Annotated in this window: 13 protein-coding genes; 5 read left to right on the top strand and 8 right to left on the bottom strand. The window is 62.8% G+C overall.

The features are described from left to right. Positions 1–45: 45 nt before the first annotated feature. Positions 46–1182 carry a glycosyltransferase family 4 protein gene (locus JQ633_RS35480; protein ID WP_211981124.1) on the top strand — a complete coding sequence of 379 codons (1137 nt, stop codon included), beginning with the start codon at positions 46–48 and terminating at the stop codon, positions 1180–1182. Positions 1183–1198: 16 nt separating this feature from the next. Here JQ633_RS35480 and JQ633_RS00250 read toward each other — a convergent pair whose 3' ends face one another. The 5 genes from JQ633_RS00250 to JQ633_RS00230 all read right to left on the bottom strand — a co-directional run bounded on the left by JQ633_RS00250 (position 1199) and on the right by JQ633_RS00230 (position 6821). Further along, positions 1199–2284, bottom strand: coding sequence for an acyltransferase family protein (locus JQ633_RS00250; protein ID WP_349631495.1), 1086 nt, complete (start codon positions 2282–2284; stop codon positions 1199–1201). Positions 2285–2289: 5 nt separating this feature from the next. Beyond that, positions 2290–3396, bottom strand: coding sequence for an acyltransferase family protein (locus JQ633_RS00245; RefSeq protein WP_211981123.1), 1107 nt, complete (start codon positions 3394–3396; stop codon positions 2290–2292). 24 nt (positions 3397–3420) lie between these two features. Then, positions 3421–4767: a hypothetical protein gene (locus tag JQ633_RS00240; RefSeq protein WP_249158660.1), complete on the bottom strand. Its 1347-nt coding sequence runs from the start codon at positions 4765–4767 to the stop codon at positions 3421–3423. Then, positions 4764–5993, bottom strand: a complete 1230-nt coding sequence (locus JQ633_RS00235) for an acyltransferase family protein (RefSeq protein WP_211981122.1) — start codon at positions 5991–5993, stop codon at positions 4764–4766. The genes JQ633_RS00240 and JQ633_RS00235 overlap by 4 nt, the downstream gene beginning before the upstream one ends. Positions 5994–6476: 483 nt before the next feature. Beyond that, on the bottom strand, positions 6477–6821 hold the full coding sequence (locus tag JQ633_RS00230; RefSeq protein ID WP_211981121.1) for a hypothetical protein: 345 nt from the start codon (positions 6819–6821) through the stop codon (positions 6477–6479). Here JQ633_RS00230 and JQ633_RS00225 point away from each other — a divergent pair. Together JQ633_RS00225 and JQ633_RS00220 are read left to right on the top strand one after the other, a co-directional pair. Beyond that, complete coding sequence (locus tag JQ633_RS00225; protein WP_211981119.1) at positions 6820–7311, top strand: hypothetical protein; 492 nt, start codon at positions 6820–6822, stop codon at positions 7309–7311. The genes JQ633_RS00230 and JQ633_RS00225 overlap by 2 nt on opposite strands. Positions 7312–7339: 28 nt before the next feature. Further along, on the top strand, positions 7340–9601 hold the full coding sequence (locus tag JQ633_RS00220) for a GNVR domain-containing protein (protein WP_211981117.1): 2262 nt from the start codon (positions 7340–7342) through the stop codon (positions 9599–9601). A gap of 664 nt (positions 9602–10265) precedes the next feature. Here the strand turns inward: JQ633_RS00220 and JQ633_RS00215 are convergent. Next, entirely contained in the window at positions 10266–11699 is a 1434-nt protein-coding gene (locus tag JQ633_RS00215; protein ID WP_211981114.1) for an undecaprenyl-phosphate glucose phosphotransferase, read from the bottom strand. A gap of 104 nt (positions 11700–11803) precedes the next feature. Here JQ633_RS00215 and JQ633_RS00210 point away from each other — a divergent pair, with 104 nt between their 5' ends. Then, positions 11804–12025: a hypothetical protein gene (locus JQ633_RS00210; protein WP_211981111.1), complete on the top strand. Its 222-nt coding sequence runs from the start codon at positions 11804–11806 to the stop codon at positions 12023–12025. Positions 12026–12721: 696 nt separating this feature from the next. Continuing rightward, positions 12722–13036, top strand: coding sequence for a hypothetical protein (locus tag JQ633_RS00205; protein ID WP_211981109.1), 315 nt, complete (start codon positions 12722–12724; stop codon positions 13034–13036). A gap of 50 nt (positions 13037–13086) precedes the next feature. Here the strand turns inward: JQ633_RS00205 and JQ633_RS00200 are convergent, their stop codons facing one another. Both JQ633_RS00200 and JQ633_RS00195 read right to left on the bottom strand, forming a co-directional pair. Continuing rightward, entirely contained in the window at positions 13087–13401 is a 315-nt protein-coding gene (locus tag JQ633_RS00200) for a hypothetical protein (RefSeq protein ID WP_349631494.1), read from the bottom strand. A 251-nt stretch (positions 13402–13652) separates the two neighbouring features. Next, on the bottom strand, positions 13653–13901 hold the full coding sequence (locus JQ633_RS00195) for a hypothetical protein (RefSeq protein ID WP_249158658.1): 249 nt from the start codon (positions 13899–13901) through the stop codon (positions 13653–13655). Positions 13902–13968: the final 67 nt, after the last annotated feature.

Genomic DNA, 13968 nt, shown 5'->3' with positions numbered 1-13968 from the left:
CGCTATCTTGCGGGCAGTCATCCGCAGCGACACGAGAGCAATCCGGTGCACGGAACCAAGGCAATTTATCAAAAGCGTCGTCTTCGTGTCGCAATCTACGCGCCGCATTTCTCGGAGTATTCGTATCGGCTCGCCGCCGGGTTGGCGCGCCACTGCGATGTCCGCCTGGTGCTCAATCGCAAGGACGCCAACCAGCAGTGGGAACTGTCCGCGATCCCGACGCCGCTGCCGTTCGACACGCGGATCCGCGACCTCAGCCTGCGTGGTGCGGGCGCGATCGGCCTGCCGAACTCGTTCCGCGACGTGATCGCGTTTCGGCCCGACATCGTGCATTGCCACGAATGCCCTGAGTACTACACCGCAGCGCTGATGGACCTGCTGCGCATCTCCAGCATTCCGCAGGTTCTCACCGTTCACGACGCCATTCCGCACTCCGAGGGCGGCTCGGGCACCAACCAGAGCGAGGAGCGGCTGCGCGGCCGGATGCGCTCCGCCGCGGCGCATGTCACCCTGCACGGCGCCAGCTGCATTGCCGACTTTCGTAGCGCCTCGCCGCAGTTCAAGGGCAGCGTCACCTCGTCGATGCACGGCGTGCTGATGGTGCCGCCGGCCAATGCCGCGCCGATTGATCCAATCGCCGGCCGCATCCTGTTCTTCGGCCGCATGTGGGCCTACAAGGGGCTCGATGTCTTCCTCGATGCCGTCGACATGCTCGCCAAGCGCGGCGTGCCGCATCACGCCGTTGTCGCAGGCCGCGGGCCGGAGATGACGCGGCTTGGCGCGCGGATGGGCGCGATGCCCACGATCGAGGCGATCAACGCCTATATCTCGCCCGCAGACACCAGCATCATGTTCCAGTCCGCCGCGGTCGTCGCCCTGCCCTACAAGGATGCGACGCAGAGCGGCGTGCTGGCATCCGCGTTCGGCAATCAACGGCCGGTGGTCGCGAGCGCAACAGGCGGCATTCCCGATGTGGTCGCCGACGGGGTCAACGGGCTGCTGGTGCCGCCCGGCGACGCCACCGCGCTGGCGGACGCGCTTGAGCGCGTGCTCACCTCGCGATCGCTCGCGGCGACCCTACACGACGGCGCGCGGCAGACCGCGACGGTCGCGTTGAACTGGGATCGCATCGCGGATGAGTTGTTCTCGACCTACCGGGGACTCGCCGGCGTCGCGGCCTGACGACGGCGCCGCCGCGTCAGACCGACTGTCCGACCTTGCCCAGCGGGCGAAACAGCAGGCCCCGGAACGCATGGTCGAGCAGCCGGCGCAGCCGCACCTCGATCAACTCGTAGCTGAGCGCGCTCGCGGCCAGCGCCATGACGGATCCCAGCACGATGAAGCCCGCCCACAACAGCCAGCGGTCGACACCCATCGCCACCAGCTTCAGCCCGGTCATCTGCAGCGGGAACAGCACGAAGGGATGCACGAGATAGAGGCTGTAGCTGATCTTGCCGACATATTGCAGCGACGGCGTAGCAAGCGCGTCGGCAAGGCCCGAGCCGCGCCCCAACACCATCGCGAACAACAGGAACCCCGGCAGCAAGCCGACAAAGGGATGGAACAGGGACAAGCTCGCATAGAGCACGGCGCCGCAGATCAGGCCGACCATGAGCCCGGTCCGCCCGGGGATGCTGATGCGGAAGTCGATGGCGCTGAACAGCATGCCGATGCAGAAGAAGGCCGTGATCGGCCAATGCAGCACGCAGGCGAGCCCGAGCACGACCAGGGGTACCGCCAAGAGCCAGCTGCCGCCCCGCACGACGGCGAAAACGAGCGCGAACCAGATGTAGAACGCCCACTCATAGGTCAGCGTCCAGGCATTCTGCTGGGCGATCGGCAGCCCCAGCGCATCCTGCACGAAGAACAGGTTGGCCAGGAAGATACCGACGTAACTGCCGGGATCGATGCCGCGGAAGAACTTGTAGCCGACGATCGGCCCGACCACGAACAGCGCCAGGTGCAGCACGACGAACACCGGCATGATGCGCAGCACGCGGTCGAAGAAGAATTTCGGCAGCGACCCGTGACGCACGAGGCTCGCCGGGATCAGGAAGCCGCTGATCATGAAGAACAGCTCGACGCCGTGGCCGCCGACATTGATCACCGACTGCACCCACAGCCAGAGCGGCGGCAGGAAGCCCGGGTTCGGGATGTCGTACACACCGCCCTTCGGCATGTCGTAGAAGTGGTCCATCAGAACGCTGAGCGCCGCGATGGCGCGGAGCCCCTGCACCGACGGCACGAAGCCGCCGTCGTCCTTCGCGCCGTGCTGGACCGCCACCGGCGTCACTCGGCGGGTCCCGGGCCGCTGAGCGCCGGCTCGAGCACCGCGGGCCGCTTGCGCTGCGAACGGAAGCGCTGCCCGAAGCTGATGCACGGCTTCTCGACATAGGTGTAGGTCACCCAGCTCGAGAGCAGCGAGGCCGCCACGATCACCGCCACGAACAGCGACCAGCCGAGCGGTCCGTCGCCGACGTTCATGCCGTGATGGACCCAGACGATCACGAACGGCGACATCAGGTAGACCGAGTAGCTGATCACGCCGACGAACGCCATTCCCCGCCACGCCATCCGCTCGCCGAACGTCGCGAACAGCACGAACAGCAGCCCGGCGCTGACATAGGCCGACCCGATCGAATAGCTGTAGAAGAAGTTCTCGTGATAGACGCCGCCGAACCGCTTGTACGACAGTGTAATGGCGAAGACGCAGTACAGCAGCATGCAGCCCGCTACGTGCTGCCAGCGCAGCTTGCCGCCGATCACGGTGTCGCGGATCACCTTGCCGAGGAACATCGCGGTCAGATTGAGCGCGACCTCCATCAAGGACCATAGCAGCCGGTTCTCGATCGCGATCGCGCCGATGGTGCAGACCAGCGACGCCGCGACCACGATATAGACCGCCGTCATGTGCCGGTTGAGCAGCCCCATCGCGAACAGCACGGTGCAGCTGATATAGAAGATCAGCTCGATCGCCAGCGTCCAGTAGATGATCCAGAGGTTCGGCACGTTCACGAAGGTCTGGAACATGGTGATGTTGGTGAGGATCTGCGACAGCGGATAGAGCTTGCCGTCGAGCAGGAACATCGTCAGCAGCCCGATCACGATCGAGGTCCAGTACGCCGGATAGAGGCGGAAGAAGCGGCTGATGGTGAAATCGCGGACCGGCGTCGCGCTGTCGGGAAAGCTGAAGGGAATCACGAAGCCGCTGACGAAGAAGAACAGCACGACGCCGAAGCGGCCGAAATTGATGTAGTAGCCGATCGCGTCGTGGAACGCCCAGTAGTAGTCGCCGGTCGGGTGATTCTGCACGATCACCTCAAGCGCGTGCTGCAGCAGCACCGCCATCACGGCGATGCCGCGCAGCGTATCGATGAATGCAAGCCGTTTATGCATCGCCTCGTCCCATTCTGTTTGCTGCTACCGTGCCGGCCTCGGCACTTCGCCGCCGAAATCGTTGAGGCCACCCTGCGGCCCGAGGGCCTGGACCGGCCGCGCCCTGGCGCGAGGCCGCGCGCCGGCGGTCGACGTCGCAACGCGCCGTGAGAACACCTCACTGAAGCCGAGCGCAATGATCAACAGGCCGGTCGCCGGCCCGTAATTGAGCACCGTGATGGTGAAGAGGTTGGAGACGAAGATCAGCGACAGCTTGTAGACGTCGGTGACCGCAAAGGCTGCCCGGATCACCATCACCATGAAGGCGACGAACGGCAGCCCGAACATCAGGTAGGTCCCAATGTAGAAATTGTCGACCGGCACCCAGTACGCCGCCAGCGGCGAGAACAGCTTCTGCGGATAGTTGAAGCAGCCGGCGCCGCACCCGGTGAAGATGCCGATCGGCATCAGCTGGCTCATATAGACGAACGGCAGCTGCCAGCTGTTGTTGATGCGGTCCAGGATGCTGAACATCGTGGAATGCGGAACCGGCGTGGTGCCGGCCAGCGCCAGGATCAGGAAGAACGGAACCAGAATCGAGACGAACGACCACAGCGCGATCTTGCGGATCGCCGGAAAGCGCTGCTGCTCGGGCAGCATCCGCACCAGGACGAGCAGGATCAGATAAAGCGCCAGCACGATCATGGTGGTCTTGCTGGTGGTCAGCTTGATCACGTACAGCGCGATGCCTCCCCACAGCAGGCACCATCCGGTGCTCTTGCGGATCGAGGTCACCGTGTACGAGACGAGGATGAAGAACGCCGCCATGGTGTTGTCGGCGGCAAAGCCCATCAGCCGCTGGTCGTCGCCGCCATAGGCCCACCATAGCCGGCCGGCCTCACGCGTCGCGCCGAACGATTCGTATTTGAATCCGACCCAGGGCATCACGAAGAATTTGGTCAGCACCACGCCGATCACCGACAGATAGAAGGTCGCGGCGATGATCGTCAGCAGCTTCTTGTAGCTGCCGAGTTGGGCATCGCAGTACAGGAACCCGACGAACACGGGGAGCATCATCTTGAACGACGACACCGCTGCGGTGGTGGTGCCGAGCATGATGTAGCCGAGCACCACCGACAGCAGTATCTGGATCAGCACCAGCACCGCCAGCACGCTGCGGTTGCGGACGATGCAATGCGAGACGAACTGGATCAGGCACAGCATCGCGACGCCGTCCGGCACGTACCACAGCACGTCCAGATGCATGATGCTGGTGTAATACCGCATCACGCCGCCGAACGCGTCGCGGATCAGGTAGACCGAGAGCGCGATCGCTTCGAGATTGATGCTGAACGGCTCGGCCGGCCGGCGCTGGATGGCGATGTCTGTCACGGCCCGCGCCTCAATTCGACTGCCGCCCCCGAAGGGGCCGGCGGCGTTGCGAACTCGTCACGGCGGCGACGGCTCAGCAGATCCCTCATATATTTTCCGCCGGGGATCTCGACATAGAGATAGGTGAAGTGTGAGACGACGAGCACCGCGGCGAGCGACGCCACGAGGTTAAGCGTCGCCGGCAGCCCGGCGCAGATCGAATCAAGCGCATGGATGACCCGCGGTCCGACCGCGCGCACGAAATATTCGGCGAACAGCACCACCAGCGCGTGCACCATGTACACGGAATAGGAGCGGCGTCCGAGCCAGACCAGCGGCTTGGCCACCAGCATGCGCGGCACCAGCACGGCATCCGGAAACGCCAGCAGCGAGCCGAGGAAGATCGCGAAGGTCAGCGGCGCGGCGAAGCTGATCGCCGGATAGGCCTCGACCAGCGAAACCACGACGACGCTCGCGACCATGGCGGCAAACTGCAGCGCGCCCTGCAGCGCGGGACCGATACGGCGCGGCAGGCCCTCGACCACCCGTACCGTGAGCACGCCGAGGAAGAAGCTGGTGAAGCAGCGCAGAATGCCGAAATCGGTCTGCAGGCCGAGGCTCTTCTTCTGCAGTACGAACACGATCACCAGCCAGCTCCCGACCGCCAGCAGCAGCGCGCCGAGATAGAAGTAGCGCAGCGACCTGAAGCGCTGGGCGAACAGCACCACGAGGCCGAACACCAGATAGGTGTAGAACTCGACGCTGATGCTCCAGCTCGGCGCGTTCCAGCTCAGATAATCGATCGGGCCCATCGAATGCAGCAGGAACAGATTGAGCACGAACGAATAGGCGTTGTTGACCTCGAATGCCGCGGGCACCGCCACTACGACGCCGGCCATCACAAGGCCAATGCGCAGCAAGCGGAACAGCAGGCTTGCGAACAGCATCACGATGTGCAGCGGATAGACCCGCGCCAGCCGCCGCACCATGAATTCGCGCAGCGAGAACCGTCCGAACTCCCCCCGCACATAGCTCAAGGACATCACGATGCCGCTGAGCACGAAGAACAGGTCGACCAGCAGCCAGGCGCTGCGGAAGAACGACCAGTTGATCCACGCATTGTGCGGAAACGCCGCCAGAAAGGTCGGCATCAGAATCAGATGATGAATCACCACGGAGATCGCCGCGATACCCCGGATGCTGTCGAGCGGCAGGACATGAGCTTTTTCTCGATGAACCGGCTGCATCACAACTTCCCGACCGTTTCGCTGGTTTTGCCACGATCTTGAATGGACGGGCATCGGCCCTCCCGAAGATCGCAGCGCGGCACATCAGTGATGCATCGCGGGAAGCGGCAATTTGATGACGCTCCGCCATTTGTTTGGTGATGATGCTTCACGAATCTGCCGAGAGGAACAACGGCTGATCGGAAATTGGACGACGCGCTTGAAAAAGCGGCGGCACACTGCCGATCAGGAGAGCAAGATCACCTCGCGTTCCATCATCGAACCTCGTCTCACAGCATTCAGACGTATCAATTGCACGATTGCGGCAATGCTGCGACAGGAAGGCACAACACGCGATATCGGAGTGAAGCTGCGCAATCGCGCGTATAGCGCGAAGGTTGTGCGAATCTTGCACACATGTTTGTCGCGATGATCAAATATCTGGCGACAATTGGAATCTATCGCGGCGACATTGCGGGCATCGGCAACGTTGTCACGAAGACGTCACGTGATGCCCATCGGATCGCCATCGTCGGTTGCATATTGGCAATGACGCTCGTCATCGCATCCCTGCACCGATAGAGACGACAAACTTCTTCTTCGCGCGACAATGCATTTGCAAAATGGTGCTGCACGATCGTGCTGCTGCACGCGACACGCACGAGTCTGGTTACAAGATTTTACGATACGCTTTTGCGCCGCACAAAAAATGACACAGTTACCGTTCAAGGTCGCGACAACCCACCACCAACTTTCGGGAACCTGCATGCACGGTAAGCCGATGATGCGACGCTTGAGATTTGCCGCGGTGGACCGACGGCTCGCATTGCTCCTGATCTGCACGGCCATGTCCGTGCTCGCCGCCAGCCCGAGCCACGCGCAGTGTGTCGACTTCTCCGACCGCGCCAAGAAGATCGATATCGACACCTTCTCCAAGTCGCCGATCATCCTGCTGGAGAGCATGCACAACGACAAGGACAAGCTGAAGAGCCAGCTTGCCGCCTATTTGGTCACCAATCCCGACCTGCTGGCGCCGGTGCGAACGCTGATCACCGAGGCGACCGCCGAGGAGCGATCGGCGATCGGCGCGGCGCTCCGCGTCGCCGAGATGCGCTGCACGATCAGGAAGCCGATCGCCGCGCAGAAGATCGCCAGCTTCGCGCAGCGGATCGAGGATGCCGCCGTGGCGAAGGGATATTACACGGCCGGCGAGGATCAATCCTCGGTCGCGAAACTGCCTGACGGCAACAAGAAGGGCCCCGCCGGGGACGGCCTGTTGTCGGGACAGTGGAAGACCGAGATCGCCGATCCGTTCAAGCCGATCGCGATTCCGCAATAGCCGCCACCGAAAGCAGCGAAGCTCAAAAATGTATCAGCCGAGAGAGCACTTTCATCCCAATCACCGATTCTCGATCGAGATCGGCGGAGCCGTCCTGAGCGCCGAGCGCGTGCTCGACGTGCTGCGCCGCCAGTGGCCCCTGATCGCGTCGGTATTGGGTGTCGTGATGACGCTCGTCGTCGTCTATCTGGCTGTCGCAAAGCCGATGTATACGGCCAACACCCGCATCCTGATCGACACCCGACAGGCCCAGGTGCTCGACAAGGACAGCGGCACCAGCACCGCCCTGATCGACACCGGATTTGTCGACAGCCAGGTCGAGATCATCAATTCCGACGACCTGATCCTCTCGGTGGTCCGCCGCCTCAAGCTGACCGAGGATCCCGAATTCAACGGCTCCAAGCCCGGCCTGATTGGGCTGATCACCGGCAAGGTGATGGCGCTGTTCAGCTCCGGCGACGCGCCGTCGAAGGACCGCGTCGAGCACGGCGCGGTCGTCGTCGCGCAGAAGAACCTCAGGACCGAGCGTGTCCTGTCGACCTACGTGCTGTCGCTCAGCTATAAGTCGGTCGACCCGGACAAGGCGATGCGGATCGTCAACGCGATCGCGAATGCCTATGTCGTCGGCGCTCTCGAGGCCAAATACGAGTCCACCAAGCGGGCGACCGAATGGCTGCAGCAGCGCAGCGAGGAACTGCGGCAGCAGGCAACCTCGAGCGACCGGGCGGTGCAGACCTTCAAGGCGCAGAACAACATCGTCGGCACCAGCCGCGGCCTGATGTCCGAGCAGCAGCTGTCGGACCTCAACACCCAGCTGGTCCAGGCCCGCGCCGCGACCGCCGAGGCCAAGGCCCGCCTCGACCGCATCGAGGCCGTCCAGGACAAGGATCTGGTGCAGCCGACCGTGACCGATGCCCTCAGCAACACGGTCATCACCCGTCTGCGCGCCCAGTACCTCGATATGGCGGCCCAATATGCCGACTGGTCGAACAAATACGGCAAGACCCACCAGGCCTCCATCAACCTCGCCAACAAGATGGAGGAACTGAAGAAGGCGATCGCCGACGAGGTTCACCGCATCGCCGACGCCTATCGCAGCGATTACGAGATCGCCAAGAGCCGCGAGGCGTCGCTGGACCAGAACGTCAAGAACCTGGTCACCCAGGCCGACAACACCGGCCAGGCCCAGGTCAAGTTGCGCGACCTCGAAAGCGCGGCCGACACCTACCGGAACCTATACAACAACTTCCTCGAGAAGCTGCAGAACGCGACGCAGAACCAGAGCTTCCCGATCAGCGAGGCGCGCATCATCTCGACCGCGGTGAAGCCCTATCAGAAGAGCTCGCCGAAGACGCTGCTGGCGCTCGCCGGCGGCCTGGTCGGCGGGCTCTGTCTCGGCTTCGGCGCGGCCTTCGCCCGCGAGCTGCTGAGCGACGTCATGCGCACCCCGGGCGAGGTCGAGGACGAGATCGGCGTGAAATGCCTCGGCGTGCTGCCCGACATCCGCAGGCCGAGCCTCGGCCAGAAGGCGCGCGCGCTGCTGCCGTCGGACAGGCCGCCGCCGGACAAGGACTTGCAGATCGCCGGTGGCGAGCTGTCCCGCTACGTCGTCGACCGGCCGTTCTCGCGCTTTGCCGAGACGCTGCGCAACATCAAGGTGTCGATCGACGTGGCCCGGCTGACCCGCGAGGTGAAGGTGATCGGCATCGTCTCGTCGCTGCCGAAGGAAGGCAAGACGACGGTCGCCGCCAATTTCGGCCACCTGACCGCGTTGACAGGGCACCGCACGCTGCTGATCGACGGCGACCTCCACACCCGCTCGCTGACCCGCGAGCTCGCCCCCAACGCCAAGACCGGCCTCGTCGAGGCGCTGCAGGATCCGCATTCGTTCGGCTATCAGATCCAGCGCAGCAAGGAGACCGGCCTCGACTTCCTGCCCTCGATCTATCTGACCCGCATGGTCAACTCGGCCGACATCATGGCGTCCAAGGCAATGGCCGACCTGCTCTCGGTGGTGCGGCAGAACTACGAATACATCATCATCGACCTCGCGCCGGTGATGCCGGTCGCCGACTCCAAGGCGATGAGCCATCTCGTCGACGCCATGGTCTATGTGATCGAATGGGGCAAGACCACCCGCAGCGCGCTGCAGGAATCGGTCTCGGGCTCCGAGGCGATCCAGAAGAAGCTGCTGGGTGCCGTGCTGAACCGCGCCGATCCGAACATGCTGAAACGCATCGAGGCCTACAAGGGCTCGCACTACAACAGCTACTACGTCGAGGGCGCGTAAGCACAAGCCCTCGCGCTGGACAGGCCCCGGGACGCGAGTCCCGGGGTCTTATTTTTACCTGAGTGAGCGGCACGACCTCACCTGACGTGAGGTATCAAGCGTCCCTCACCTCCCAACAATCCACGATGTCTCCCCTCGTCCAGATCACCTCGCCGTCTCAGGTGACGCGACTGCCGGGAATGGCGATCATGATCGGCGCGATCACCGCACAAACCGCATACCTTCGCTGCGCAACAAAGAGTGCCTCGTGCTCGAGGAGCGCGATCAGCTTAGCGACCTTCGCCCGGCACCTTGCGTCGCCGGAACACGGCGACCGTCGACCGCCGGCCACACGTTTACGCAACCTGTTTCGAGAGACTGAAGCTGTCGGCGCGCCAGCGCGGCGCCGCGTTGCACGCACGGCCGCCGATCTGACAAGGGACAAAAGCTACCCGCTTTCAGCAACTGCTCGCGCGCAGCGTTTACCCCTTCACCAGCTCTCGCGTGCCATCGCGCCATCTCGGGGCAGTGCTCGCGGCCACCCTCAGGCGGTGCTCCGTGAAGCCGCGCTCGTAGTTCACACACTGAAGCCAATACAAAAGCGAGCATCGAAAGGCTTCGATGCTCGCTAAGCGCTGGAGGAGGTCTCGCGCAGATCAACCAGAGGCCGCGCCCGGCAACAGGGTCAATACGCTTCCTGATACATCAGCGCACCGGCGGTGCGCATCAGGATCTTGACGTCGAACCAGATGCTCCAGTTGCTGACGTACCAAACGTCGTATTCGACGCGCTTTTCCATCAGGTCGATCGTCGCGGTCTCGCCACGGAAGCCGTTGACCTGGGCCCAGCCGGTCAGCCCCGGCTTCATGTGATGGCGATAGACGTAGTTGCTGATGATCTCGTCATAGTAGTTGTCGTGCGCGAGCGCATGCGGGCGCGGTCCAACCAGCGACATGTCGCCGCGCAGCACGTTCCAGAGCTGCGGCAACTCGTCGATGCTGGTGCGGCGCAGGAAGCGGCCGACGCGCGTGACGCGTGCGTCACCCTTTTTCGCCTGCGTGACCGAGTCGCCGTTCTCGGCAACGGTCATGCTGCGAAACTTCCAGATCTCGAACGGCTTGCCGTTGAAGCCGCGGCGGAACTGGCGGAAGATCACGCTTCCGGAGGTATCAAGCTTGATCAGGATCGCGGCGGTGACCAGCAGCGGCGCCAGCATGATGATGGCGAACGAGGCGACGCCGATGTCGAGGCAGCGCTTCTGGAAGCGTTCAAACACGGTGAGCGGCGGCCGCTGGATCTCGATCGCCACCGTCCCGCTGACCGGCACGAACGGCCGCGAGACCAGATCGGCAATCTGATAATCGGGTAGCAGGCGGACCGGCTGCGGAATCACGCGCAGATAGGGGCCGAGCTTCTGCATCAGCGGCAGTTCGTCCCAATCGACGGCGAGCAGATACTCATCGACATCGGCCGCCCGGGCCTGGCGGATGACGTCGCGCATCTCGCGCTCCCACTCCGCCGCGTCGGCATCGCCGCCCACGACAAAATGGCGCACCACGTCGAAACCGTTCTTGCGCAGGTCCTTGAAGCGGGTCGAGGTGAAGTCGAGCGGCTTGAAGCTGAGCAGCATCACCTTGCGATCGACCAGCCGTCCTCGCGCGAAGCTGAGGCCAAGTGCAAACTGCCACGCGAAGCGGACACCGATCAGTCCGACGCCGCCGATGGCGGTGAAGAACAGGATGGTGCCGCGCGACAGGCTCGCCGTCGACTTCAGGAGAAAGGCCTCAACAGCCAGGATGGTCAGCGATAGCAGCCAGATGACGACAGCTTTACGAAGCTGCCAGCCGAGGTGCAGCAGGCGATGATTGTCGTAGACGCCCTGGAAGTACGCGATCGCGACGAACACCGTGCCGACGATCAGCGCGGCTCCATCCGACGAATCCTGGTCGAGCGTAGTCGTCGCCACCGCGCGATAGGCTTCGGACGCCACGGCGTAGCTGAGCAGGATCAGCAGAAAGTCGGCGACGATGACAAAGAGCTGAATGGGTCTTTGAAGTGCGGCCCCGCGTACAGAAGACACCGAATGCGCGCTGGAAGAACCGTATGCTGCAACAGCCATTCGAAGCCTCTGCGAGTCACATTCCTTGAATTGCACAACCTTGAACAATTCAAAGACCATTTTGATTGACGACGATTTGCAGTTTTCGCGCGGGAGAATGTTAGGTGATCGCAGCGACATTGTGGCGCCGCACCCAAATTGCCAAGATCAATTTCTGCAACGCAACGTTACGCGCACGCTCGAAGTTCTCGCGGCGATTTGTGCACGCTTCGCATCGCGAATACGCAGCGGTCATAATTTGGCAAAACAGTGCACAAGTTGCGTTCACCGATGTGGCGATGAAACTTCCATGCAAGCGCTCAGCGACGGCAGATTTTGCCTGTTGACATTCGCAATCGACGATGAAGTCGCTGCTTCGCATGCAGGATTGCGCCCCATACGGCGAGCGCGCGTGCACAGCAGCGGTGTCTTGCTTCCTGGAGCAAATCGACTGCTCAATATTGCAGCTGCCGCATGCCCGTGAAAATGGCGCAGTACGGCACGCAGTAGCATTCTGCAGGATTACAACCGGTACCCGATCTCGCGACTGAAACTGCATGACTGCCATGACCACAATTGCGCGGCTCAAATCGGGAATTGCGGCACGACGACATTCGCTGCCACGGCTCGACAGAGTCGGAACATCGACGATCGCCGCGGCACGCGAATTGTGCGCACGGTTCCCGTCTGGCCAACGGCGATTTTCCGAACGAGCATCGCCAAACTTTCGCCAGCGCACCGCCCGCCTCGTGAGGCAGGCTTCAACTCTGGCTTGTCCCACACTCGGATCTCGATACTGCGGGAACTCATGATGCCGGAGCCGGTGGCGCACGGCGCGCATTGCAACCCAGCTGGGATGCAACCGGATACAACGCACGCAGGCGCTGTACGCCGATTTTTCATCGCGTGACCATTTTGCGACGGCGGGCGGAACGCTGCAGCTTGTCCAGAGGTTAATCCAACCCCTGCTGTTTGGCCGAGCCACTTAAACGAATCTTAGTTCGGGCCCACTACGAACTGAGGCAAATTTGTGGAGTACCGCGGTGACAATATTGGCTTTGGGCAGCCTGCTGGTCGGCATGGTTCTGGGAATTCGCTTCCGCTTTATCGTTCTTTTTCCCATCCTGATTATCGGCTCGCTGGCACTGACAACGATATCGCTGATGGCCGACGAAGCCGCCGGGCAGACCCTGCTCTCGATCGTCGCGCTCGCAGTTCCGATGCAGCTCGGTTACGTCCTCACCAGCCTGTTTGCCGCCTTCCTCTTTCACGGCAAGCAGCGCGATGAGCGGAATATCGGAACTGGCGCGGACGACACGCGCTGGGAACGCATTGCAACCCCGCGCAGCACGACCTGAGCCCACGCGCCAAAGCGCGCTGACTCTGACGCGACACAGCGCAGCTACAGTCAGCCGCCGTTCTGGGAGGAACTCTTTCCGGAATCCTTGCCGAACAAGCGCTTGAGCGCGGAAAGCGCCTCGAGCAGCGGCGGCACCAGGACGAAAAACGTCCCCATTGCGATCGAAATAATGACGTGGCGAAGCGAGGGATGCTCCTCGGTTTCGTAGGCGTATCTGCCCTTGTCGATTGGCACCGGCGCCAATTTGCCGTCCGGGGAACTTCCACCCGACTTCCGCGGGCGGAGCGGCGGCATCACGATGACAACAAACAGCACATTAAGCAGCAGCCAGATCGCCAAAATGATCAGAATAGTGCGCAGCACGGCGGCGGCCCTGAAAGTTGATAAACAACAAGGCTTAGTTTAACCGCGCCGTCACAAAAAGCGATACCCGTCCCATTACGGGTTCAGGAAATTGAAGCCGGCGCGAAGGACACGGCCCGCTTGCACATGTGGGCCGAAAGGGTGAAAGCGGGCTTAAAATGCCCGAGTTCCGCGCCGGAATCGCCGTTCCACCTCAACAATCGGACGGCGGCGGGCAAATGCTTCCTCCCTGATCGCCTAACCGAGCTCGCTCAGTACGCCCGGCGCAGCACCGGCCCGTTCACGACGGGCGCGCAAACGCGCTCCCAGTACCAGCCATAGGGCGTCTCGACCCGCACCCGGGGGCAGCGGCGCTGTGGCACGAAGCGGTAGGGATAGGGCTGCGCCCAGAAGGTCACGGGCGTTGCCTCATTCTCACCGGCCGGCATCGCTGCCGTCGCCGGCACCGGCATGGCGGCCTTCGCGTTCCCCGCTGCCGACAGTGAGACAGCGACGGCCAACAGCCCTGCGCTCCCAAATGTCCTCAACATCCCTAATGCTCCCTTGCGCCCAACGGCACCTTCATTC

The sequence above is a fragment of the Bradyrhizobium tropiciagri genome (genome assembly GCF_018130505.1).
Classification (GTDB): Bacteria; Pseudomonadota; Alphaproteobacteria; order Rhizobiales; family Xanthobacteraceae; genus Bradyrhizobium; species Bradyrhizobium tropiciagri_B.
The sequence above is the reverse complement of the archived record's forward strand: the minus strand, read 5'-3'. Positions and strand labels throughout refer to the sequence as shown.